Genomic DNA, 22,460 nt, shown 5'->3' on the forward strand with positions numbered 1-22,460 from the left:
TTCAAAAACCCCGCCTACGCCCAACTGCATGAACACCTGGGCCGCGAGGTAGAAAGCCACGGCCAGCGCGACGATTACGAACACTACGACTACCCCGGCCGCTACAAGCAGGACGCCTCCGGCAAGCCCTTTACCCGCATCCGCCTGGAACAGCTCCGCCGGGAAGCCATCACGGCCAGCGCTGAAAGCGACCTGCCTGAACTCGCCCCCGGCGTCCGCTTCACCCTCACCGACCACGACACCGACAGCCTTAACCGCGACTGGCAGGCCATTGAAGTGAGCCACGTCGGCGAGCAACCTCAGGCCCTGGAAGAGGATGGGATGCTGATCGGTAAAGAGGCTCAGGGTGACGCAAGTGGAATGACCCGCTATCACAACCACGTCACGCTGATCCCTGGCGATACCCCCTGGCGCGCCACGCCCAATCCCAAGCCCCGCGTCGATGGGCCGCAAGTCGCCTTTGTGGTGGGCCCGGAAGGCGAAGAGATCCACTGCGACGAGCACGGCCGGGTCAAAGTCCAGTTCCCCTGGGACCGCTACGCTGAACCCAACGATACGGCCAGTTGCTGGGTGAGGGTCGCCCAAGGGTGGGCAGGCGGCGGCTACGGCAGTATCGCCATTCCCCGCATTGGCCACGAGGTGATCGTCTCGTTTTTAGAAGGCGACCCGGACCAACCGCTGGTCACCGGTCGCACCTACCACGCGGTGAACACCGCCCCGTACCCGCTGCCAGAGCACAAGACCCGCACGGTGCTGCGTACCCAAAGCCACAAAGCCGAAGGCTTCAACGAACTGCGCTTTGAAGACGAAGCGGGTGAAGAGCAAATCTGGCTCCACGCCCAGAAAGACCTCGAACTATTAACGCTGAACGACCGCACCGAAGAGATTCGCAACGACAGCCACCTCAAGGTGCATAACGACCGTATCAGCGAGATCGACAACGACGATCACCACACGGTGCACAATAACCGCCACATCCAAATTGATGGCGACGATCATTTACTCATTGATGGCACCCGCCACGAGAAGGTGGGCCAGTCGCAGCTGATGGAAGCTGGACGGGAAATTCACCAAGTGTCGGGTGGAAAAACGGTCATTGATGCGGGAGCCGAGATCACGCTCAAAGCGGGTGGCAGTTTCGTTAAGCTTGACCCAAGTGGCATTACCATTGTTGGCGCACAGGTGAAAATCAATTCCGGTGGCAGCCCTGGAGTAGGCAGTGGTCAGGCCGCCACCACAGCGCTACTACCGGGTGAAAAGAGCGGTCTAGGCGATACGTTGCTGGACATGGCCACTTCTTCGCTCTTTGCGTCACTCGGCGAACAGCTGCTGGATATGGCTGACACCTCCCTGCTTGATGGTCTGGCAGATTTTTGCAGTGCTTGCCAGCCTACCGTCGGTAACCCGGTCAACCCTGTACTAGGTGCCAAGCTATTACCGGCAGAAACGGATTTTGCCCTGCCTGCGCCTAAACCCTTCGTGTTCACACGTGGTTATCTCTCCCGTAACGCCCAGGTTGGTGTATTGGGCCAGGGGTGGTCCGTACCGGGCGCTTCACTAACGCTCAGCGTCAACGACCAGTACTGTGCTTTGAAGGATGCCCAAGGGCGTACCATTAGGTTTGGAGCTCTGGCCCCAGGCCAGGAACGCTTCTCACCCACCGAACAGCTATGGCTTCGACGTGGCGGCATAGCGGACGAAGACACATCCCACGTGTGGCAGACGCTGGACGACGCCATACGTTTCGATGACAACATCATCACGCTCTACGACGGTACCAACTATCTACTGTTTACCCCAGACGACAAAGGCACTTGGCAGTTTACGCAAGAGCAGGACCGCAACGGCTATGCGACCATCTACCACTGGGAAGGTGACCTGCTGGTTCGCGTCGAGGACAGTGCAGGCCGCCATTACCAGTGGGAGTACGAGCAGGTCACGGCGGCAACGGTGGAAGACAGCGGTTTACGCTTGGTAGGCATACGGCTGGCTCGGGATGCCGAAGGCCAACGCAGCGACCAACCGTTGGTGCAGTATGCCTATACCTCGGAAGGCGACCTGCAAGCCGTTCACCAGCAGGATGGGCATGTTGCCCGTGAGTTCGAGTGGCAGGCACACATCCTGATTGCCCACCGCGTGCCTGGTAGCCAGGAGACACGCTACACCTGGGATCATCACGCGCCCACGGGGCGCGTCATTGAGCAGCAGGAAACGGGCAGCTTGACGCGTATCTACCACTATCAAGAAGACCACACGAAGGTCACCGACAGCCTGGGCAGGGAGGAGCGCTACTACTTTACGGGCACCGGGCCTGGCTTGCGTTGGGTTGGCCACGTACGGGCCGACGGCTCGCGTATCGAGTTCCGCTATGACCGTGCTGGCCGTAAGATCGCCACCATCGACCCGTTGGGCCGCGAGACGCTGATTGAGCGTGACGACCACGGCCAAGTGATCGGCCAAACCTTGCCAGACGGCACCCACTGGGCCATCGAACGGGATGCCCTGGGCCTTCCGGTGCGCATTGCAGGGCCTGACGACCAACACTGGCAGATCAAACGCGATGCCCGCGGTAACCCCCTGACCATCACAGGGCCAGAAGGCACTACCGCCTTCGCCTATGAGAATACCGACCTGCCCGACCGCCCCACCACTCTCACCGATGCCGTGGGTGCCACCCATCATCAGGAGTGGAATGCTCTCGGGCAGGTCACCGCTCAAGTGGATTGTGCTCAACAACGCACCGAGTACACCTACGACCACCACGGACACCTGGCCAGCGTCACCAATGCCCTGGGCGAGACCACTCACACCCAGCACGACGACATGGGCCGCCGCCTTGCTACGCAGCTGCCGGACGGCACCCATTGGCACCACCATCACGACCCGCTGGGGCGGCTGGTAGAGGTCGAGGGCCCGCTGGGCTACCGTCAGCAGTTCTACTTCGATGACCACGGCCGCCCGGTGCAGCGCATCGAGACCGATGGCAGCCAACAGTTCACCGCTTACGATGACGTGGGCCGCTTGAGCGAACTCACCCTGGGCAATGGCGCGGTCTACCGTTTTGCCTATGACGCGATGGACCGCCTAGCCAGCGAGACCGGCCCCGATGGCCGTGAACAGCACTACCGTTACGATGAAGCGGGCCAGCTCATCGAGCGGGTGGAAGCCCATCGTAACGGCCCGGACGGCCAGCCGCTGGTGACCCGTTACGACTACGATGCCTTAGGCCGCCTCACCGCCCGGCACCTGCCCGCCACCGAACACGCCCCGGCCAGCACGGAACAGTATCAGTGGGGCCAGAACGGTCAGCTCCTCAGCGTCACCAGCGAGCATGGCGAGGTGAGCTTCCACTACGACCACGCGCAGCGCCTTATCGGGGAGCAGCAACAGCACCGCGCCCATGCCGACGGTGAGGGTTGGGCATGGCAACACCAGCACCAACTGACCGCCAACGGCGCGCCTCAGGTTAGCCAGTTTGGCGACCTTCCCGCGTTTAACTGGCACACCTACGGCAGTGGCCACCTGCACGGCCTCAGCGCCCCCGGGCTAGGGCTGGAGATCGCCTTGGAGCCCGATGCCCTGCACCGTGAGACACAGCGTCGTCTGCACCTGGGAAGCGCTACCTCCAGCGCGCCGCTGGTGTTGGAACGGGGCTACTCGGCCCTGGGGCAACTAGACCACCTCTCCCTGAGCGGGGCTGGCAGTGCGAGCGTTTCGCAGCAGTACCAGTACGATGCCTTAGGGCGCATGAACTTCCGCACGCAACAGCAAGGCCGTGCCACCGACATCGTCGCCTACACCTACGACGCGGCTGGCCGCCTGATCGGCAGCCAGCACGGCGAACAAGCCCACCGCTACTCGGTGGATGCCGCCGGTAACCGGTTGGCGTCTCAAGCGCAGCAGGCGCTGCCTGACAACCGCCTCACCCAGCTTGACGATGCTCGCTACCGCTACGACGGCGCTGGCAACCTGATCGAATGCCAGCAGCCCGACGGCGAGCGCTTGACGATGGGCTATGACGGCGCCAACCGACTGGTGCATCTCACCCACGCCAGCGCGTCGGGTGATACCCGCGACGCCACCTACCGCTACGACGGTCTGGGCCGACGCATCAGCAAGACCGTGCGCCACCCCGACGGCACCACCGCCACCACCCACTACGGCTGGGACGGCGACCGCATCGTCCGGGAAGAGACCGAAAACCAGCGCATGACCGTGGTGTATGAGCCGGGCAGTTTTGTGCCTATGTTGCGTATTGATGATACCCAGCAAGGCCAAATCCTCAGCGCCTATGTCACCGATGCCTTGGGCACCCCCATGCAGTTGGTCAACGCCGACGGCAACACCGCCTGGCAAGCCCAGCCCGACGACTGGGCCGCCACCCAACACGAGCGCGGCAACACCACCCAACCCATCCGGTTCCAGGGCCAGTGGCACGACGAAGAGAGCGGCCTCTACTACAACCGCCACCGCTACTACGACCCGCAGCAAGGTAGGTATATTAGTCAGGATCCAATTGGATTGAGAGGCGGTATGAATCATTATAATTACGCAGGGAATGACCCTATTAATTTCATTGATCCCAAAGGATTAAAAACAGAGGTTATAATATTTGAAGGAGTGGGTTGGGGTAGTTCATCATTTGGCCATGTTGCTACCAATATTGACGATACCATCTATTCATGGGGGCCAAACGGCATGTCTATTATGCCTTACCAAGACTATATGGAACGTAACACATTCAGAAACGCTAAAGGATATACACTCAACCTATCCCCTGGAGAGCAAGCTCAGCTTGAACAAAAACTAATGTGGCAGAAAGGAAGAGGAAGCTATGGCGCCCTAGGATTCAACTGCACTGATCCTCTTGAGAGAGGGTTGGAAGACCTAGGCTATGATTTAGGAATAAACATAACGCCCGGTTCGTTGCATGACTCTATCTCAGCAAGTGGCTTAATAACCAATGAGATATCTTATGGCAGAGATCCTAATCTGCCAGCCCCAGGTACTTACCAAAGCGCACCATGGGCGGGATGGTAATATGAAATGGATTATCTGTGGATTATGTTTTTTCTTTGGCTTGTATATTTTAGTAAATTTAGGATTGGGAGTTATGAAAGGATATTCATGGAATGATATGGACTGGAATGAGAATGGAACAGTAGGGCTACATGAGATTATGCGAGCGAAGGATATAGGATTGAGGAAATCAGAACGTGGTTGTAAAGAATACTTCTCTTACAAAGATGGACAACCAATTAGAACTGTTTGTCTTTCAGAAAAATAACGCCATTACTGACAAATAATCTACCCAGCAATTTGCCCTCTATATCCATCAACACCGTGCTACAGAGATCATCGCCGATGCCAGGCTTATTATTCGCAGTGCTCATCGCTACTCGATGCATGTGGTGATACCTGCGAAGAAAGAGCGCTCCGCTGCTTGCTCCAAAGCAATAAATCTCCCTAAGCTGACTATGCTAAAGGGGTGGCTGCCATCAGCAGCCCTAAAACAATCACAATAATCCCTCAAAAAAGGAAAGCGCATGCGACGCAAGCAACCATTCGCGCTAGTGACGGTCGCCTCGTTCACCAGCCTTGGCCTGCTGTTGGCCACGCCCTTATGGGCTTGGGATGGCGTGGTCGAGAAGCAGACGTTCGAGATGGAGAGCTTCACCACTCAGGGCGGCGAGACGATTCCCAACGTGACGGTGGGCTGGGAAGCCTACGGCGAGCTTAACGAAGCCCGCGACAACGCGATTCTGATTACCCACTTCTTCTCCGGCACCAGCCATGCGGCAGGCCGCTACAGCGCCGATGGCGAGCGCACCGGCTACTGGAATGCCATCATCGGCCCCGGCAAACCGCTGGATACCGATGAGTACTACATCATTTCCTCCGATACGCTGGTCAACCTGGGGGCGAATGACCCTAACGTCACTACTACCGGCCCCGCTACCATCAACCCTGATACCAGTGAGCCCTGGGGCATGGATTTCCCCGTCGTGACCATTCGTGACTTTGTCGAGGTGCAGCGCGCCCTGCTGGAAAGCCAGGGCATTGAATCGCTGCATGCGGTGATGGGTGCTTCCATGGGTGCCCTGCAGGCCATTGAGTGGGCCAGTGCCTACCCTGAGCGCGTTGAGCGGTTGATCCCTGTGATTGGTGGCGGCGTGGCCGACCCATGGCTGCTGGCCACGCTAAGCGCCTGGGCCGCGCCGATTCGCCTGGATGCCAACTGGAACGAAGGCGACTACTACGACGGCGAGCCGCCCACCGAGGGGCTAAAAGAGGCGCTGAAGCTGGTCACGCTCAATGCCAATCACTGGCAGTGGGCCAACGAAGCGTTCAACCGTGATTGGGCGGATGACGCTCGCGACCCCGCTCAGGATCTCAACGCCCGCTACGCCATCGAGCAAACCCTAGATGATATCGCCGGCGCACGGGCGAAGCTCTCCGATGCCAACCACCTGCTCTACCTAGTGCGCGCCAACCAAACCTTTATGGCAGGCCACGGCGACTCCTTAGAAGCAGGCCTAGCCGCCATCGAAGCGCCCACGCTGATGCTGTATAGCGAGAACGATCTGGTCTTCGCCCCCGAAGGCGTGCGCCGCACCGCCGAGCTGATTGAAGCAGACGGCACCGAGGTAACCTTGGAAACGCTGGAAGGCAACCGGGGCCACCTGGATGGCGTCGTTTCCATTGAGCAAGCCAGCGAAACGTTGCGGGAGTTTTTGCAGTAAGGGAGAAAGCGCTGGCTGCTTTGGGAGCCAGCGCTGAGAAATTGCATTACAGACTAATCTGATTAACCTCGCTCCAAAGCCCGCTGAACCGTCTGCTCCGCGTGGATCTCAGTGGTATCGAACAGCGGCACGCTCGTATCGGCTTGCTGAATCAGCAGGCCGATCTCGGTACAGCCTAAAATCACGCCCTGCGCGCCGCGCACAGCCAGCGAAGCGACGATCTCTAAATAGTCAGCTTTGGCATCTGCTTTTACCACGCCCAGGCACAGTTCCTGGTAAACACCGAGTGCACGCGCTCGCGCTGTGGCTCGGTGGGTACCACCACCTCGATGCCTTGACGCTGCAGGCGCTCGATATAAAACGCCTGCTCCATGGTGAACCGCGTGCCGAGCAGCCCCACGCAGGTAATGCCCTGCTGTTGTAGCACCTGGGCCGTGGCGTCGGCGATATGCAGCAGCGGAATGGAGACCGCCGCTTCCAGCGGCTCGGCCACCTTGTGCATGGTGTTGGTACACAGCACCAGAAAATCGGCCCCTGCCGCCTCGACCGCTTTGCCCGCTGCTGCCAGTATCTCAGCGGTGGCCTGCCAGTTGCCTTGATGCTGTAGCGCCTCTATCTCGGCAAAATCGACGCTGTACAGCACCACCTTAGCCGAATGCAGCCCGCCCAGCGCCGTGCGCACATGCTGGTTGATGAGGCGATAGTAGGTCTGCGTGGATTCCCAGCTCATACCGCCGATTAAGCCGATGGTTTTCATAGAGTCGCGTTCACAAGTTGGTGCTTGGAAAAGGATATGCTGAGAGTGCTACCCCGCCTTCAGGCAGGGCTTCTCACACATTAGCTGTTAGCGTTCTCTTCGGCCACCTGACGCAGCGCATCAACCAACACGTCGGCGGGCTGGGCACCCGAGATCAGGTAGCGGCCATCGAGGATAAAGCCCGGCACCGCGCTCACCCCTGCGTCCATAAAGCGCTGTTCTGCCTCACGTACTTCATCCGTGTATTGGTCAGAACGGGCAATGGCTTCGGCGGTGTCGCCGTCAAGCCCAACCTCAATGGCCTTTTCACGCAGCACCGCTGGGTCGGCGGGGTTTTTCGCTTCACCGAAATAGGCCTCGAACAGCGCTAACTGAAGTGCCGTTTCTTGGTGCTGTGTTCCTGCCCACGCCAGCACGCGGTGGGCGGCGAAGGTATTGTTCGCCCGGCGCTCCAGGGCACCCCGGAAATTCAGGCCAAGCTCTTCGGCGGCGGCCATGATCTCGCGCTGAGACTGCTCCATGGTAGCCACGTCTTTGCCGTACTTGCGGCACAAGTGCTCCAGAATCGGCTCGCCTTCTGGCGGCATATCGCGGTTCAGCTCAAAAGGCTGCCAGACCAGCTCAACGTCGATCTCGCCCTTGAGTGTCTCTAGAGCTTGCTCCAAGCGCCGGTAGCCAATGGCGCACCACGGGCAGGCCACGTCGGATACCAGGTCGATTCTTACCTTTTGCATTTATATATCCCTTCGACATATCTCAAAATTCGATCAAACTAAAGAAAGCATAGTACGTGTATATTGTGAGTAACGGCAGTACAGATATGGGGACCTCCATGGAAAAGGCAACGGTATTTAAAAGCAACCGCAGTCAAACGGTGCGCATGCCGAAATCCCTTGCGCTGCCTGAAAACGTTAAACGCGTTGAAGTTATTGCCTTGGGTCGCGCGCGCTTGATCGCCCCCGTAGGTGAAGCGTGGGACAGCTGGTTTCATGGCGAAAGTGTCAGTGCAGGCTTTATGAGTGAACGCGAGCAGCCAAACGAACAGGAACGTGAGGCATTTTGATGCTTAAGTACATGCTTATAATAAATATTTGCATGTTTACCATTAAAGGTGATCAGAGCTTAGAGTAGGAATTGGATTTAGACGGCCATTCACCCCCAGCAGGTATCACTACTCATGATCAAAACCGCGTTAGCTCTAAGCACCCTATTACTTATCAGCGGGTGTGCTCAAAACAGCAATACCGCCACATCAGGCGCACCGGACTCAGGTACATCAACCGAGCAAAACCAGCCCCACCACCAGATGACCGACCAATGGGTCGGCCGATGGATTGGAGTAGAAGGGTTATTCCTGGAAATCAGCAAGGACGAGCCTGAAGGCCCGGGCCACTATCTCCTTCACATGCGCTACGGCCTGGATGACGACCAAATCGGCACCTTCGAAGGGCAGGCCACCGCCGAGGGCATTCGCTTTAATCGCGAGGGCGGGCCGCAGTTGCTTCGTGCGGGCGACGGCGAAGCCACCGGCATGAAGTGGCTATTGGAAAAGGAAGACTGCCTAGTAGTCGCAACAGGTGAAGGCTATTGCCGCGACTGACCTGCGCGGCAAGCACTCAATGGGCGGCGGGATGAAAGCAGTTATTCGCCCGCCAGTTCAGAAAAGTGGCCCGCTTTATCCAGGGTGTATTCGCCAAAAACCCGCGCCAAATAAAGCGACCCCGAATAGACGCTCCGGGCTTCTTGTCGGATGTCCTCAATAGACGGCGACGCATGGGGGTTGAGCTGGTAACGGGGGCTAAAGTGCGTCAGCACCAAGTTGGGCAGCTGTACCGATTCGGCAAACGCGGCGACAAGCTTAGCGTAGCTATGCCCCACCTCACCGGCCTTTATGGCTTACCTTGCTATATAAAAAAGACATTAATTGCAATTAATAATGTATTCCAGTTGTTCTTCTGTTTGGCGTTTAATGCGTCTATTTTGAACGTACCGCGTGCCATGGCCCTCAAGCTCAATTGTCACCATGTAGTAACGATTACAGCCAGAGCGGTGCTCCACTACGGGGCCAATATCCAGCACCTTGTAATGTAAGTCTTTCTCATATGCAGACGTGCAACCTCCATCCTCTAAAGCAATATTGAAGGCGTCCAACTCTTCCTGAGTTGCATCCATGAGTCTCTTTATTTGAGTCTCATAAAGCCCAACGGTGTTACACATGCGCCCAGCGTTGGACACCACTCCTTCATCGCCTATTTCCAGCGACATATCAGGCTGAGGCGGCCCTGGATCAATACATCCAGACAGTAGCAAAGCCGTGGCTATGCCCATCATTTGCCTCATTGCCACCCCCTAAGAATATTTTACCTAACGTATCATAAGGGTCAGGAATGGAACACGCAATGTGAATAGTTCTGAGCAGGCTGGAAGCAGCTATGTTCATCTATCTGGGTTTGGATCATCACATACGTTCTCGAGCTTCGATAGCTCAACTTTTCGACCGTTGGGCAGGTACAAATTAGTTATACTGGATCAAAATGAAACGTGCTGGCTGGCGTCGTCTCTCGCTAGCCTTTTATCCGGCAGGGTCTGGTGGCGCTTGCCGTATTTGTCTTTCTGGCCGGTGCGACGTCACCCCTTTTTCAGTAGCCTTATTTTCGCAAGGATGGTCGAAAAACAGCCCACCTATTCGCACGCCACCTCAGAAAAGTGACCCGATTTATCCAGGGTGTATTCGTCAAAATCCCGCGCCAGGTAAAGCGAGCCCGAATAGACGCGCTGGGCCTCCTTTCGGATGTCTTCAATGGAAGGCGACGCATGAGGGTTAAGCTGGTAACGGGGGCTGAAGTGCGTCAGCACCAAATTTGGCAGCTGTATCGATTCGGCAAACGCGGCGACAAGCTTGGCGTAGCTATGCCCTACATCACCGGCCTTTTGGGCCATTTCTTCGTTGTAGGTGGCTTCATGCACCAGTACCTGTGCGCCCGCGCAGGCATCCATCAACAAGTCAGGCTGGTCATTGTCCCCAGCGATCACGACTTTCCTCGGCTTGTGCTTGAAGATCAGGTAGTCATGGCTTTTTAACCGCTCGCCCTCAAACTCAACATCAAACCCTTGCTTCAACTGCCCCCACAACGGCCCTCTCGGAATGCCCTTCTGCGCCAGCTTATCAACGTCCAAGGCAGCGTCGATTTTTGTCTCCGTAAACCCATAAGCGTAGGACGGCGCCCGGTGTGAAAGCCTGTGAATAGTAATCGTCATGCTTTCAAACTCAACGCTTGCCAACTCATCCGAGTCGATAAACTCTAGGGCGAAGGGTAAACATAGCTGCGTGGTCTCACAGGTGGCCTCCAACCAAGCTTTGATACCGGTGGGCGCCACAATGGTCAGCGGCGCTGACCGGCCACCCATTCCCGCACTCGCCAGTATGCCCGGCAGCCCATAGCAGTGGTCGCCGTGCACGTGGGTAACCAAGATGGCTTTCAATGAATGGAACGACAGCTTCGTGTGCAACACCTGATGCTGGGTGCCCTCACCACAATCGATTAGGTACCAGCCCTTACCTTTGCTCTCTCGCAAAGCGATGCCGGAGACGTTTCTGCTTTTGGTGGGTACACCGGCGGAGGTGCCAAGGAAGAGTAGGTTCATATCGCGTCCGTGCTCTCACTTAATTAAGACAAAGGCAATGGATTTACAGCTAGCTAAGCTTAACCAACAGTGCTTCTACGATCATGGTTCGGCGCTCCTTAATACAGGTAAGGCCTACCTAAGTTCGTCGAGCATGGCTGACGGAACTTTCGAAAGCACCAAGCAACTAACCCTTGACGCGAGGGGTGAGCCGCGGCTGCGAAGCAGCCGTCGCGCTCCACACCTTTGTTAGGCTTGCCTTTATCCGCACCGTCACCTCTTCTCATCCAGCTTGTCGACCATGCAGTACAACTTGAATGAAATATTCTAGCTGGTTCGGCATCTCATACTCGAACCACATGAAGAATTGACCGCTGACCAAGTAATTCGCTGCTACCATGAACCCGAGCAAGAATAGGCTGTTCCGCCACGGCCTCCCATAGGCCGAGGCTATCTGACCTCCGAGTTCCGTATGCGCTGCCCCTTTGCTCAGCCGGGTTCCTAGCACTGCATAGTTCAGCATTGACAGGCACGCGCGCCAGCTAGCTGCGAAAAATAAGATAATTCCCAGCAGGTGGAATCCAAGCCACCGGAAGTCGAGCACCGTAAAATATCGTGGGAGAGACAAGATCCCCCATTGGTTAACAATGTCCTGGACGTAAATGAAGTTACTAGGGGCGAACATCGGGGTCTTCGCAAGACCTACGACGCGAACCGCGGCCAGAGCGAAGAGGAGCATAACTAGCAAGTAGACAACCCATCTCCAACCGTCGTAGAACCCACTGTAGAGGGAGTTTGCGACAGAGCCAGCCCAAGCGCCAAAGATAAAGAGGACTAAGAGCAGGCCAACGACAAGAACTTCTTGGCGGAAAAAGAGGTAGGCAACCCCGACTATAAGAAGGAATACGCCAACAAAGAAAAGCATAAGCTGATCATCAGCGCTGCTTTTTGAGCCAACGGAAACCCGCACTACCTGCTGCATAGAGACGCTAACTGCATGAGTCCCGCCGCCTTCCGGCGCTGCTCTTCCCTTGCCCTTGGTAGATCTGTCCAGAACGATCCCAAAGACCGCACCGATCAAACTTATTACAAGCGAAATGTAGATATCCACCTGCTTGCTAGCCAAAATTTCTAACAATGTCCCTCCTGGATTCTTTCTTCGCCTAACACTGGCTTAACCCGACAGCTTTGGAGCGCCCGAAGGGCGCGGAAAAGTTGGTCTGGTTGAAGCCCTCGTTAGGCTAATATGAATTTTGAGCTTCTTTGAGCATTTCATACAGCCTGGCAATATTGCTAACACCCTTAAACTTTTCAGCATTCAAGATTTCAGATATGGCCGCACGCATTAGGAAATTTACCAGTAGATTCTCATCAGTTAACTCTTTGTCGCCCCCGTGAACAATGGCTGATCTCATGCCGTAAACTTTTTTCACTACCTTGCCTGTTTTTAGCCTTGTTTCCTTATCCCTTGCCACAATAAACGTAAATAGATCCGATAGTTTTTCCCCGATGCTTCTCTGGAATAACCCACCTTGATCATAAGAAAACAATATTTCTAGAGACATACAAGTATAAATAATGGAGTTTTTCTTGTCAGCTGTAAGGGCCGACTCCCCCAACGCTAAAGCTGAATTTATCACCCTAGAATCAATGTCATTCAATTTCGGGCCATTAATTCTTTTGTCATTCAATTCCCATAGCTTATTGAGGGTCTCATTGCTACTGAAAAAATTATTATTGATAGGTATTTTTTCTAGGTTATTGTTTGAGATAGAGGCTGATTCCAAATTTCCTTGATCATCTGTTATTTGGTATGAACTGGTTCTTACATACATGAATTCATGAGTATAACTAGGCATTAACGGCAACCCAGTTGAAATCAAGATGCTGCGATCAAGTTTTCCTGATATAAACACTACTAAGCGTGCAAAATCCAAGAATGCGCCCTCGGCTTTCGAAATGGCGATGTTTTTGTCATAGACATTCCTTATGACAACACTTATGAACATCCCATTTTCATTTGCGATTGGGAACTTCAGATCACTTAAATATCCAAACTTATAAGGCGGCAGAGAAAAGTCTCTGATGCCACCATCTAAACGAACCCCCGATATAGGGGCCGTAATAATGAAATCTTTAGGGTTTGTTGAAAAGAACGTTTCAAAAAATTTGTGCGGCTCAACCTCGAAATCCCCGGACAACTTAAGCCTTGGAATCTTCTTGTTTACATATTCAAAAATTGTTTTTCTGCTAAATCTAGACGAGATTTTCTTGTCGTATTCATATATTTTCTCTAGGCATTCGTTATACATTTCAGCATCTGATACATACAGCACTTGCGCCTGACTGTGCCAAGCTCTAACTGAGTTATATGCATCTTCTCTAGAACCATACTGAGTACTAGAAATTAGATTAGAAATATGCTCTGAAAACGTCACATGTACACTCCACTCGATTTCTGACTGCGCCTAACGCCCGCATTTGCGTCTGGTTTGGAGCGCAGCGTAAAACCAGACCGCCAACATGCGCTTGTTAAGCCCTGTACTTGACAGAACCACTGACTTTGAACGCATGCATACACCGCCTTCCGGTGGTTTCGCTCCCCTGGCAAGTAATGCTTTTTTCTATTTCTTCTTCTTTGCTGTTTACCGCTTCACGTAAAACATTACCCATTGAAAAACCACCACCGTCACACGATGGATTGGTGCAATCAATGTATTCAGCGCCAGGGTACTCTGCGGTGAGGTAATGTGTTGTCTGCTCTTTCATCCAGATTAGGCTTTCCAACTCTGTAACATGAATGGACATTTCCTGAATTTCAGGAAAAGCGTCTTTGAAATCACCTTTTGAGCCGAAAACGTAGTTTGTTTCGTTAAAGATATCTGAAGCCTTCTTCGGCATGCACCTTCTCCTTTACGGCTTAACGCCGCATTCAGCGGCTCGTCCGCTGCAATGCTTGGTTAGGTCTTCTGATGATAAGATTTAACCATCTCATCCCATTCTTCCGCTGAGAGGCTTTTAAAAAAATTGTCCGCCTCTGCCATGATCTTTTCGGTTTCTCCAGCTGACTGCTCAAGAACCTCAAGAAAGTCTTCTCTAATTGAGGGGCCGTCAAACGCTTCATCAGTATCAGGAAGTAATGCTGCGAGCTCTCTTACCTTCGCCACAACCTGCTCAATTTCCTCTCTTTTATAGATATTCCCCGCAATTGACTCATCTAGTTTCATGTCCGCATGGTAGAGAAAATCATCAACATGGCGTGAAAGAGACTTAAGCCTTCTTTTGTACTTATTGTGTACTGAGAGCCGCGGATTCTTTGGTTCGTCATTAAAACTCATACTTGCTCCCCTGCTGACCTAACAATGATTATACGGTCGGCTGCATAACCTCAATAAACGTGTCTGCTCATTCATTGAGGTTATGTAGCAATCTTATTTGACTCTATCCCACTGATTCGCCTGAAGGCAAAGAAAAAATAGGCGGCATATCCCAAGGTCGCGTGCTGGCTGGTTTTGCTCTGCCTAGTCATACAGCCTAGAAAAGCACTACTACGCTTTGGGAATCAAGTCTACGACGCTGATGTATCCTACCAAGATAAAGTGTGAAAAGCGGGCTTGAGGGGCAGCCTTTCGATCCGGTTCTTAGCCAAGTCCCACACAAACCACATCCCCACCAAACCACTGCTGCCTGAGCCCCCGCTGCTTTTCCAACATTAACGTCAGATACTCACGCAATGGATGAGCAGATGGCAGCGCAGCAAGATGCTTACGAAGCCTACGCTGGTAAGGAAACTGTTCAGCAGGTACATGCAACGGTGTGGCGTTTTGGGTGAGCCATTCGATATTGGGCAGGAGTAAGTGGGTGGCGTTGCTATCTAGCGCTAGCGTGACGCCTTTTACATCGAAGTCACCGGCGTAGATGTGTGTTCGGCGGGTTTTGTGCCAAGCATCCGCCAGTAAGACAAAGCCGCCGCCGTAGTGGCTGTCGCCGCGGTAGACGACTAGCGGGTTTGCGTAGCCGCTTAGCGCTGGGAGTTCCGGCGAAAACTCATAGAAGCTGTCCAGGTTTTCAACCTGAATCAAGGCGCTAAACGCGCTCAGCTTTAATCCCAGTACATCCACATCGCGAATAGTGCGTGGCTCGTTGACAAGCCCGGTTGTTGGCTGCGGCGGAAAGCTGACGAGTACCCGCCGCGCACGAGGGCTTTCGCGGGTGGATTTGTCTTCCTCTACACCCTCCTGTGCCTGGGCGCTGCTGCTCAGGCCGCTGAGCGAGCGGCCTAGCGGTGCCAGGCGGGCGCTTTCTAGTACGTCATTGATCTGGGCCAGCAAGGCGGCGTCAAAGCGCAGCGTTTTGCTGTTGATTCGCGTGGCCAGGTCAATGTCGTGCTGGTGGCACCAGGCCACTACGTCGTCTACCCACTGGCGGCGGGGCTTTTCCACCGTGGGCTGGCGAAGAAGTTCACGGGCCACACCGTTAAGGCCATTGCGTGCGCGGCTGGGTAGGTTCATACGGCCAGCTGCAGTTCTACATCGTGGATCAGGCGCAGGTGATTGAATTGGCTGGCTTGGCTCTCCTGCTGTTTGAGCCGAAACGCCTTCTGATCGCTACGCGGCAGGCCCTGGTATTCGGAAATCACCTGGAAAAGCCAGATCTCATCCGGCCATTCCAGCGGGCTCTCGTGCAGGTACTCAAGGGCGCTGACCGGCTCCGCCTGGGGCTGGTCGATCACGCTTAAATAGAAGTGCTCCACATCCTGCTTGAGCGCTTGCTGACGGGCGGCGGCTAGGCTGCTCTCTTGCGCTTGGGCCGGGGCTGCGGCTTCAACCGTTTGCGTGGTGTGGCGCGGCTGGGGTAGCTGGTGCAACAGCTCGGCAAGCAACCGGCACTCCAGGTTGCGATCAAGCGCCGGGGCGGCCGCCGCGCTGAGCGGTGCGGCCTGATTGACTAGCCCAGGCACCTCGCTGCGCCTTGCGTAGTTGCCTGGCACAAAGCCGGGGTGTTCGCGCATAAAGGCGGCCATGCCGCTAATCAGGCGGCTGCGCGCCTGCTGCTTGCGAAAGCGCGCCATCAGTTCGATCAAGCGCCGCTGCACTTCGCGCAGGCTGGTGTAGTGGTGGCTTAGCTGCTGCTGTAGCTGGCTGATCAATAGTTTGCGCAGGCCGCCGTCGCTGCCCACCAGTTCGATCAGCTCGTCGAAGTCGATCAGCGCCAGGCCATCCAGCAGCCTGGCGATCTGCTTCTGGGCGCGGTCGTTTTCGCGGATCTTGTCGTTGAGCTGGCTGACAAAACCAAAATCGCTATTCAGCCGCTGCCATAAGCTATCGATGGCATCGGCGAAGCGCCCGTTCAGGTCGTCGACTTCCTGGCGCAAGCGCATCAACTGCTGCTCCAGCCGCCAGTGTTCGCCACGGCTACGCGCCTCCCGATAGCTATGTACCAGCGCACGAATCAGCTCCAGGGTTTCCGCTACGTCGGCATTCACATGGCGGCGGGTCTCGTCGGCGAGCATCTCGGCGATCAGTTCGCGCACCTTGGGCGCCAGCTTCACGCCGCTCTGCTCGTCCGGCCGCCATAGAATGCGCGCCGCCAGCAGCTTGCGTAACGCGCTATCGCTGAGCGATTCCAGCGGCACTTCATCGCGGGTGTAGGCCTGCATCAGTACATCGGCGTGTTTGCCGAGCAGCGCCAGCCGTTCGCTGCCGGTTTTGAGCAGGCGGCTTTCCAGGGCATGTTCTCCGCTAGAACTCACAACAGGGCCTCCTGGGAACCGGAGCCCTCCTCGCTACCCTCTTCAATGGGAAGGTTCTCTTCATCGCGAATAAAGCGCACCAGATCCACTAGGTAGTCGATCTTGCCGGTGACCACGAATACCTGCCGCTCTGAATGGGGCTGGAGCAGGTAGCCGTGCTCTTTCAGGCGCTTGAAGACCTGCTTTACCTGGGCGTCGAGCTGGTCACTTTGTGAACCAAAGAAGCTGTCGGTGGCTAGGCGCTCCAAGCGTTCGCGCAGGCTCTGGTTGTCTTCACACTTGGCGCTGAATTCGGCGGGCTTGAGCACATCGCCGGGGGCGGCCAGGGTGTCCCGGCCCAGCGCCTCTTGAACGAGCTGCAACCACTCCAACAGCGGCAACAGGCTATTGAGCGTATCGCCGAGCTGGCGGGAGAGCTGATCGCGGGCGTTGTCATTGAGCTGACGCCAGGCCAGAAAGTAGACGCTGCCATCCTCATTGCTAGCCAGGCGGCGGTTAAGCGGCCGCAGGTAGGTATCGATCTCTTCCCGGGTCTCTTCATTGGTGAGATGACGATAGCCGCTCTCATCGCTGATCGGGCAGACAAACTCCCCGGCCAGCAGGCGCTCTAGCAGTGGGCCATGTTCGATCATACCGTCACCTCCTGCTGACGTTCATGGAGCCGTTCGGCCAGGCGGCTTAGCCGTGGTTCGATGCGTTTTAACACTCGCTTGTTGGGGTTGGCCTCATCGCGGTCGATCAGGTAGCGGTTGGCGAACAGCAGCAGCACGTCGGATTCTGGGTTGGGAAACGCACCGACGATATGAATGCGGTTGCTGTCGCAGGCGTCGAACAGTTTTTCGACGTTGTGGTAGGCCAAAGTGCCGATCTCATCGATGGGCCAGTGAATGGCGATTTGCGCCTCGCCGCGCAGCAGGCGGGTAAAGGCAAGCAGGAACTTACATAGAATCAAATACGCCATGCCGTGGCTGGAGGACTCGAGCAGTTGGCGGTCGTTTTTGATGACTAGATCGGTGCCGCCTTCGTTCAGGTGCAACTCCAGGCGCAGCAGGCTTTCGAAGCTGTACTGCTGGTCGCTGCGCAGCAGATCGACCACATCCGCCAGGGCGTTGAGGTAGTCGTCGCTAGGCAGCGTCTGGCCAGACTCCCGCCACGCCTTGTAGCGCTGGGCGAACAGTTTGAGCGGCTCCCAGAAGCCCAACTCGTCGATGGTGGATTGAATGCGCACTTCCGCCTTGGTGATGCCTTCCAAGCGCAGGTCGTCGGCGACCTCTTCCGAAAGCCGGCGGCTTTGAGCGCTGATGCGCCGGTTCAGGTCACGGAAAACGATAAAGAACTTGTCCAGATCGTCGCTGAGGTTACGCCCTTCCTGAATCAGCTGCTGCTGTTGGTCCTCCAGCAATTTGAGCATACCGCGCAGCAGCGGCAGCAGTAGCCGTGGGCTGTCGCTGGGCAGCTTGTCGCGCTCGCTTTGCAAGGCATCGGCAAAGCCGCTGCTGGCGTCTTTGATCAGTTGGCTTTCGACCTCCAGACAGCCTCGGCGTAACTGTTCTAGCTGCTGGTGGCGGCTGGTCAACGCTTGGCGGGTTCGCTCGATGCGCTCGTCCACATCCCCGACGCTGGCTTCCGCTGGCGCGCCTTCGGCCACCAGCTCCAGGCTGTCCAGCTGGTTGAGCAGCGGCGTGAGAGTGTCCAGGGTACCTCGGGCGCTGTCGCGCTGGGCTTTGAGGTCGTTCACCGCCTGCTGGTGGGCGTCGCGGGCGGCATGGAAGGCGTTCTTCAGATGCGCTTTATCGCGCTTGAGCTGCTGGTCGCGCTGGGCCAGCTCGGCCTCTTCCGCCACTAGCTGTGGTTTGTGCTGGCCCCATTCGATGCGCATGAAGCGCTGGTACTCGGCCAGCTCCTCCTGGCGAGCGGCGGTGTTGCGAATGCGCTCGTTCTGCGCTTCTAGGCGGATTTTGGTGGCCTTGAGCTGGGCGGGGTCGACGCCTTGGTCGGCCAGTTCCTGGCTGAAGGCGGCTTCCAGCTCTTCGCGCTGGCGCTGGTGTTCGGCGTTGGCATCGCTAAGCTGCTGTTTATAGGTGCGTAGCTGGGCCTCCAGGCTGTCGAGCTGGCTCTGGGCGTCGGCCTTGAGTTCCAGTAGCTGGCCTTGGTGAGTCTCGGCCAGCTCGGCCAGGGCTTCGCGCTTTTCTTCGCGCAGCTCGGCTTGCGCTTGCTCCTGGCGGGCCAAGGCGGCTTCGATATGAGCGCGGCGAGCTTTCTGGCTCTCCGCGTGGCGGGCCTGCTGCTGGCGGCGCGCTTCCAGGGCATACGCCACTTCTTGCTCGGCGCGCTGGTGGGCCAGCCGGGCGGTATCCTGGGCATCATCCGCCTGCTGCACCCGCTCGTTGTGCTGCTTGAGCGCTTTTTCAGCGGCGACGCAGGCGCTTTGGGCGCGGGCTTTGGCACCTTCTGCTTCTTCGATAGCGGCCAGCAGGCTGGCTTCGTCCTGGGCATACTCCGGCAGCGCAATAGCGGAAAGGTCCAGCGCCAGGCCGAACAGGTCGTCGCTGGCGTTTTCCGCTAGCTGCGGGGCGAGGTCGCGGCGCTCCAGCAGCTCGGGGGCAATCACCTTGCCGAGCTGCTGCTCCCAGCCGGGGCGGTGGTAGCGCAAGAAGTAGCGCAGGCTGCCCTGCTCGGGGGTTTGCTGCTGGTAGAGCGTGTAACAGTGCTGCTCGGCGCGCTCGCGCTGTTGGCGGCACTGCACGAGATGCTGTTCGGCGGTGTCGCGCTCGCGCTTGTGGGCATCCAGCTCGCGGCGCAGCGCTTCCAGAGTCGCCCCCGCCGCGCTGCGGGCTTGCTGGGCGTCGTCCAGCCGCGCCTGGGCCAGTTCGGCTTCCTGAGCTTCTTCGCGGGTTTGTGTGGGCATGGCGAGCTGGGCCTTTAGCTCGGCCAACTGCTCGACGCCTAATTCTAGCTGGGCTTGGTACTCGCTCTCTAGCCGCTGGCGGGCCTGCTGGTAGCGCTCGTTATGCTGCTGTTCGGTTTGCCACTGCTGTTCGCGGCGCTCGGCCTTCTCTTCGACCAGCGCGTCGATCAGCGCCTGGCTCTCTTGGGTCTGACGGGCGAGGGTGTCGGAGAGTTCGCGCAGTCGGCCATCTAGGCGCGCCTGGCTTTCCTTCACTGCGTCCTGCATCACTTGCAGGTGTTGCTGCAGCTGGTCGCGCTGTTCGCGCCACTGGGGCAGCGCGTTGATATCCCGCTCCAGGCCGGGCATATCGGCATCAGCATAGCGCTCGAACTGGGTTTGCAGGTCGTTGAGGCGGCGCTGGGTGTGCTGCAGTTGGCTTGCCACTTCGCTGTGCTGGTCGTTGAGTGCATCCCGCCGTTCGGTGTAGGCCTGCTCTTCGGTCTGGAATGCCTGCTGGTGGCGATTGAGTTCGCTGTCTACATCGGCCACCCGCCGCTGGGCCTGTTCGCGGTCGTCGGCCAATTGGGGTTTGAGTTGCCACAGGGTGGTGTCGAGTTCGGCCAGCTCGCGGTCGATACCGGCGAGCCGGGCGAGGGAGGCCTGCAGCGGTTCCAGGCGCATGGATTGGCGCATCTGGGCAATCCACTCCCGCGCCTTGGTGTTGCGAATCCGGGTCACCGGCAGCTCAACGCCATCCTCTTCAAAAATCGCCGCCAGCATGGTTTTGAGGGTGTCCATCTTGCCCTCTTTGGCATGCACCGCAGAAACTAGCTTTTCGATATGACGGATGCGCCGCTCGGGTTTGACCAGACTGAACTGCGACGCGATCTGACGCAGCTTGAGGCCGTCGCGGCTGTTGCCGTGCAACTGGGTAAAGTCGTTTTGGATCACCGAGCGGAATTCAGAGGTCGCGCCCAGCTTAGGAGAAACGGGCGTGCCGCTGCGCCGCAGGCCGCTAGCCCACTGGGTGTAGTCCAGCGCCGCTACGCCCGCCTCGCTCTCTACCAGATAGTCTTCCGGCTGGTAGGGCGCGCCAACGAATCGGTACTCCACTCCGCCCTCGGCCTTGCGGGTCAGCACCGCCTGGCAGATATTGCCCGCTTCGCGGCGGTATTCGTACACCAGATAGCTGTTGCGGTTGGGCAAGTAGAACGCGTCGAACTTCATACGCGTTTTGGGCACTACCTTATTGGGTAGCTCGCCGTAAAACACCGGCACCAGCCGCTGTAGCGTGGTTTTACCGGAGGCGTTGGTGCCGCAAATATTGGTGTGGCCGTCCACACTGAGTTCGACCACGCCATTTAAGTGACCGTGAATCATCACGATTCGCAATAAGTGAGCCATGCCGTATCCTTGGACGGGTATTGTCATTGCCGTTCATGCTTTCATTACTGTGCTAGCCGACAGTTTACGCTATCTGATTTGGAGACGTTATGCCCCGCTACCCCGAGCATCTCACTGGCGAAGGCCCGGCCAACCCGTTCCCCGGCATTAAAGTATTGGAGCGTCGGCTTGGCCGAGAGATCCCGCACCGGCTGGGCTCTAACGAGGGGCTAGACATGCCCCATCGCGCCTTGCGGGAGCACTTTGGCGATGCGGTGGTGCAGCACGTTTACTGTTATGGCGATGCCGAGGCGTTCGGAGTGCGCCAACGCTTGAGCGCACAGCAGAACATTCCCCTGGAGCACCTGCTGGTGGATGCCGGTGCCGATAGCTTGATCGCTCTGGCGCTGCGCACCACCTGCACGGCGGGCGATGCGGTCGTGAGTACGGCGGGCACCTACCCTACCTTCGCTTACTTCGCCAAAGGCCAGGGCTGCCGCTTGATCGAGCCAAGTTACCATGAAGCGCCCGGCGTACTCGCCCCGGATTTAGAAGCGCTGGCGGCGGCGGCTCATCAAGAAGATGCGCGGCTGGTGTATTTGGCGAACCCCGATAACCCCAGCGGCCACCTGCACAGCGATAGCGCGATTCTCAAGCTACGCGAGGCGCTGCCGGAGGCGTGCTGGCTGCTGCTGGATGAGGCCTATGGCGATTTTCGTGACGACGCGGGCAGCGAGTTCCTCGGCCAGGCGCTTCCGGGCGTGATTCGCCTACGCACGCTCTCCAAGGCCCACGGCCTTGCCGGGATGCGGATTGGCTACGCGATTGCCGAGCCTGACGTGTTGGCGATGATGATGAAGGTGCGTATTCACTACGCGGTGTCCTCGTTCGCCCAGGCAGCGGCCGAAGTCGTGCTCGATCACCCCGAGGAAGCACAGCAGCACATTGAAGCGGTGAAAGCCCGCCGCGAACAGTTGGCGCTGCACTTTATCAGCCTGGGTGCCGACGTGCTGCCCAGCGCGACGAACTTCATCGGCATTCGGCTCTCCAGCGCGGAATTGGCAGCGGCGGTTCACCAGGAACTGCTAGCCGAAGGTGTATTGGTGGCCCGCCTCGCCCACCCTGAACTGGCCAACGTGATTCGTATTACGGCGGTGGAAGGAGCGCTGGAACCCGGTAGGTTGGCCGCTCTGGAGAAGGCAGTGGCAGAGGGAGTGTGCTGATTCGGGGAGAGCGTTAATCAAGGCTAGCGTTGATACAACCGCCCGCAGCGACGCATTAGTCGCTGCGGGCGTGATCATCTAGCGAACG

The 22,460-nt window shown here is 57.1% G+C and carries 17 protein-coding genes and 3 pseudogenes; 7 read left to right on the plus strand and 13 right to left on the minus strand.

The features are described from left to right. The 4 genes and pseudogenes from tssI to NH398_RS13815 form a co-directional block, all read left to right on the plus strand. Positions 1 to 1,254 (plus strand): annotated as a pseudogene (gene tssI / locus NH398_RS13800) (type VI secretion system tip protein TssI/VgrG); the annotation flags it as partial. 81 nt (positions 1,255 to 1,335) lie between these two features. Continuing rightward, entirely contained in the window at positions 1,336 to 5,040 is a 3,705-nt protein-coding gene (locus NH398_RS13805) for an RHS repeat-associated core domain-containing protein (RefSeq protein ID WP_253019152.1), read from the plus strand. A 1-nt stretch (position 5,041) separates the two neighbouring features. After that, on the plus strand, positions 5,042 to 5,287 hold the full coding sequence (locus tag NH398_RS13810; protein WP_253019002.1) for a hypothetical protein: 246 nt from the start codon (positions 5,042 to 5,044) through the stop codon (positions 5,285 to 5,287). A 259-nt stretch (positions 5,288 to 5,546) separates the two neighbouring features. Further along, positions 5,547 to 6,743, plus strand: a complete 1,197-nt coding sequence (locus NH398_RS13815; protein WP_253019003.1) for a homoserine O-acetyltransferase — start codon at positions 5,547 to 5,549, stop codon at positions 6,741 to 6,743. A 62-nt stretch (positions 6,744 to 6,805) separates the two neighbouring features. Here the strand turns inward: NH398_RS13815 and NH398_RS13820 are convergent. Beyond that, positions 6,806 to 7,500: pseudogene (locus NH398_RS13820) on the minus strand (aspartate/glutamate racemase family protein). A gap of 80 nt (positions 7,501 to 7,580) precedes the next feature. Continuing rightward, positions 7,581 to 8,234 carry a DsbA family oxidoreductase gene (locus NH398_RS13825; protein WP_253019004.1) on the minus strand — a complete coding sequence of 218 codons (654 nt, stop codon included), beginning with the start codon at positions 8,232 to 8,234 and terminating at the stop codon, positions 7,581 to 7,583. Positions 8,235 to 8,332: 98 nt separating this feature from the next. On the opposite strand from NH398_RS13825, the gene vapB reads away from it, so the two are divergent. After that, the gene (vapB, locus tag NH398_RS13830) at positions 8,333 to 8,563 is read left to right on the plus strand and encodes a type II toxin-antitoxin system VapB family antitoxin (RefSeq protein WP_253019005.1); all 231 of its coding nucleotides are present in this window, start codon (positions 8,333 to 8,335) and stop codon (positions 8,561 to 8,563) included. 243 nt (positions 8,564 to 8,806) lie between these two features. Continuing rightward, positions 8,807 to 9,100 (plus strand): hypothetical protein, encoded by a 294-nt coding sequence (locus tag NH398_RS13835; RefSeq protein ID WP_253019006.1) that lies wholly within the window; start codon positions 8,807 to 8,809, stop codon positions 9,098 to 9,100. Positions 9,101 to 9,141: 41 nt separating this feature from the next. On the opposite strand, the pseudogene NH398_RS13840 reads toward NH398_RS13835, so the two are convergent. The 11 genes and pseudogenes from NH398_RS13840 to NH398_RS13890 form a co-directional block, all read right to left on the minus strand. Continuing rightward, positions 9,142 to 9,390 (minus strand): annotated as a pseudogene (locus NH398_RS13840) (MBL fold metallo-hydrolase); the annotation flags it as partial. A 30-nt stretch (positions 9,391 to 9,420) separates the two neighbouring features. After that, entirely contained in the window at positions 9,421 to 9,831 is a 411-nt protein-coding gene (locus NH398_RS13845; RefSeq protein WP_253019007.1) for a hypothetical protein, read from the minus strand. A 351-nt stretch (positions 9,832 to 10,182) separates the two neighbouring features. Continuing rightward, positions 10,183 to 11,145 (minus strand): ribonuclease Z, encoded by a 963-nt coding sequence (locus NH398_RS13850; RefSeq protein ID WP_253019008.1) that lies wholly within the window; start codon positions 11,143 to 11,145, stop codon positions 10,183 to 10,185. 262 nt (positions 11,146 to 11,407) lie between these two features. Then, complete coding sequence (locus NH398_RS13855) at positions 11,408 to 12,262, minus strand: hypothetical protein (protein ID WP_253019009.1); 855 nt, start codon at positions 12,260 to 12,262, stop codon at positions 11,408 to 11,410. 103 nt (positions 12,263 to 12,365) lie between these two features. Beyond that, positions 12,366 to 13,562, minus strand: a complete 1,197-nt coding sequence (locus NH398_RS16825; RefSeq protein ID WP_253019010.1) for a HEPN domain-containing protein — start codon at positions 13,560 to 13,562, stop codon at positions 12,366 to 12,368. Positions 13,563 to 13,656: 94 nt separating this feature from the next. Beyond that, positions 13,657 to 14,025: a hypothetical protein gene (locus NH398_RS13865; protein WP_253019011.1), complete on the minus strand. Its 369-nt coding sequence runs from the start codon at positions 14,023 to 14,025 to the stop codon at positions 13,657 to 13,659. A gap of 59 nt (positions 14,026 to 14,084) precedes the next feature. Further along, the gene (locus NH398_RS13870; RefSeq protein WP_253019012.1) at positions 14,085 to 14,462 is read right to left on the minus strand and encodes a hypothetical protein; all 378 of its coding nucleotides are present in this window, start codon (positions 14,460 to 14,462) and stop codon (positions 14,085 to 14,087) included. A 303-nt stretch (positions 14,463 to 14,765) separates the two neighbouring features. After that, positions 14,766 to 15,635, minus strand: a complete 870-nt coding sequence (locus tag NH398_RS13875; protein WP_253019013.1) for a hypothetical protein — start codon at positions 15,633 to 15,635, stop codon at positions 14,766 to 14,768. After that, positions 15,632 to 16,876: a hypothetical protein gene (locus tag NH398_RS13880; RefSeq protein ID WP_253019014.1), complete on the minus strand. Its 1,245-nt coding sequence runs from the start codon at positions 16,874 to 16,876 to the stop codon at positions 15,632 to 15,634. Before NH398_RS13880 ends, NH398_RS13875 begins: the two co-directional genes overlap by 4 nt. Further along, positions 16,873 to 17,508, minus strand: coding sequence for a hypothetical protein (locus NH398_RS13885; RefSeq protein WP_022520046.1), 636 nt, complete (start codon positions 17,506 to 17,508; stop codon positions 16,873 to 16,875). The genes NH398_RS13880 and NH398_RS13885 overlap by 4 nt, the downstream gene beginning before the upstream one ends. Further along, complete coding sequence (locus NH398_RS13890) at positions 17,505 to 21,170, minus strand: ATP-binding protein (RefSeq protein ID WP_253019015.1); 3,666 nt, start codon at positions 21,168 to 21,170, stop codon at positions 17,505 to 17,507. Before NH398_RS13890 ends, NH398_RS13885 begins: the two co-directional genes overlap by 4 nt. Before the next feature lie 89 nt (positions 21,171 to 21,259). Between NH398_RS13890 and NH398_RS13895 the strand changes: the two genes are divergently transcribed. After that, complete coding sequence (locus tag NH398_RS13895; RefSeq protein ID WP_253019016.1) at positions 21,260 to 22,372, plus strand: aminotransferase class I/II-fold pyridoxal phosphate-dependent enzyme; 1,113 nt, start codon at positions 21,260 to 21,262, stop codon at positions 22,370 to 22,372. Positions 22,373 to 22,460 lie beyond the last annotated feature (88 nt).

Origin of the sequence: Halomonas sp. CnH100-B (assembly GCF_024124605.1) — a bacterium.
Taxonomy (GTDB): domain Bacteria; phylum Pseudomonadota; class Gammaproteobacteria; order Pseudomonadales; family Halomonadaceae; genus Vreelandella.

Bases quoted from the DNA above. Each gene is read 5' to 3' on its own strand.
- NH398_RS13890 (WP_253019015.1), bottom strand. From the start codon at position 21,170: ATGGCTCACTTATTGCGAATCGTGATGATTCACGGTCACTTAAATGGC.
- vapB (WP_253019005.1), top strand. From the start codon at position 8,333: ATGGAAAAGGCAACGGTATTTAAAAGCAACCGCAGTCAAACGGTGCGC.
- NH398_RS13825 (WP_253019004.1), bottom strand. From the start codon at position 8,234: ATGCAAAAGGTAAGAATCGACCTGGTATCCGACGTGGCCTGCCCGTGG.
- NH398_RS13805 (WP_253019152.1), top strand. From the start codon at position 1,336: ATGGCTGACACCTCCCTGCTTGATGGTCTGGCAGATTTTTGCAGTGCT.
- NH398_RS13835 (WP_253019006.1), top strand. From the start codon at position 8,807: ATGACCGACCAATGGGTCGGCCGATGGATTGGAGTAGAAGGGTTATTC.
- NH398_RS13875 (WP_253019013.1), bottom strand. From the start codon at position 15,635: ATGAACCTACCCAGCCGCGCACGCAATGGCCTTAACGGTGTGGCCCGT.
- NH398_RS13815 (WP_253019003.1), top strand. From the start codon at position 5,547: ATGCGACGCAAGCAACCATTCGCGCTAGTGACGGTCGCCTCGTTCACC.
- NH398_RS13870 (WP_253019012.1), bottom strand. From the start codon at position 14,462: ATGAGTTTTAATGACGAACCAAAGAATCCGCGGCTCTCAGTACACAAT.
- NH398_RS13865 (WP_253019011.1), bottom strand. From the start codon at position 14,025: ATGCCGAAGAAGGCTTCAGATATCTTTAACGAAACAAACTACGTTTTC.
- NH398_RS13850 (WP_253019008.1), bottom strand. From the start codon at position 11,145: ATGAACCTACTCTTCCTTGGCACCTCCGCCGGTGTACCCACCAAAAGC.
- NH398_RS13885 (WP_022520046.1), bottom strand. From the start codon at position 17,508: ATGATCGAACATGGCCCACTGCTAGAGCGCCTGCTGGCCGGGGAGTTT.
- NH398_RS13845 (WP_253019007.1), bottom strand. From the start codon at position 9,831: ATGATGGGCATAGCCACGGCTTTGCTACTGTCTGGATGTATTGATCCA.
- NH398_RS13895 (WP_253019016.1), top strand. From the start codon at position 21,260: ATGCCCCGCTACCCCGAGCATCTCACTGGCGAAGGCCCGGCCAACCCG.
- NH398_RS13810 (WP_253019002.1), top strand. From the start codon at position 5,042: ATGAAATGGATTATCTGTGGATTATGTTTTTTCTTTGGCTTGTATATT.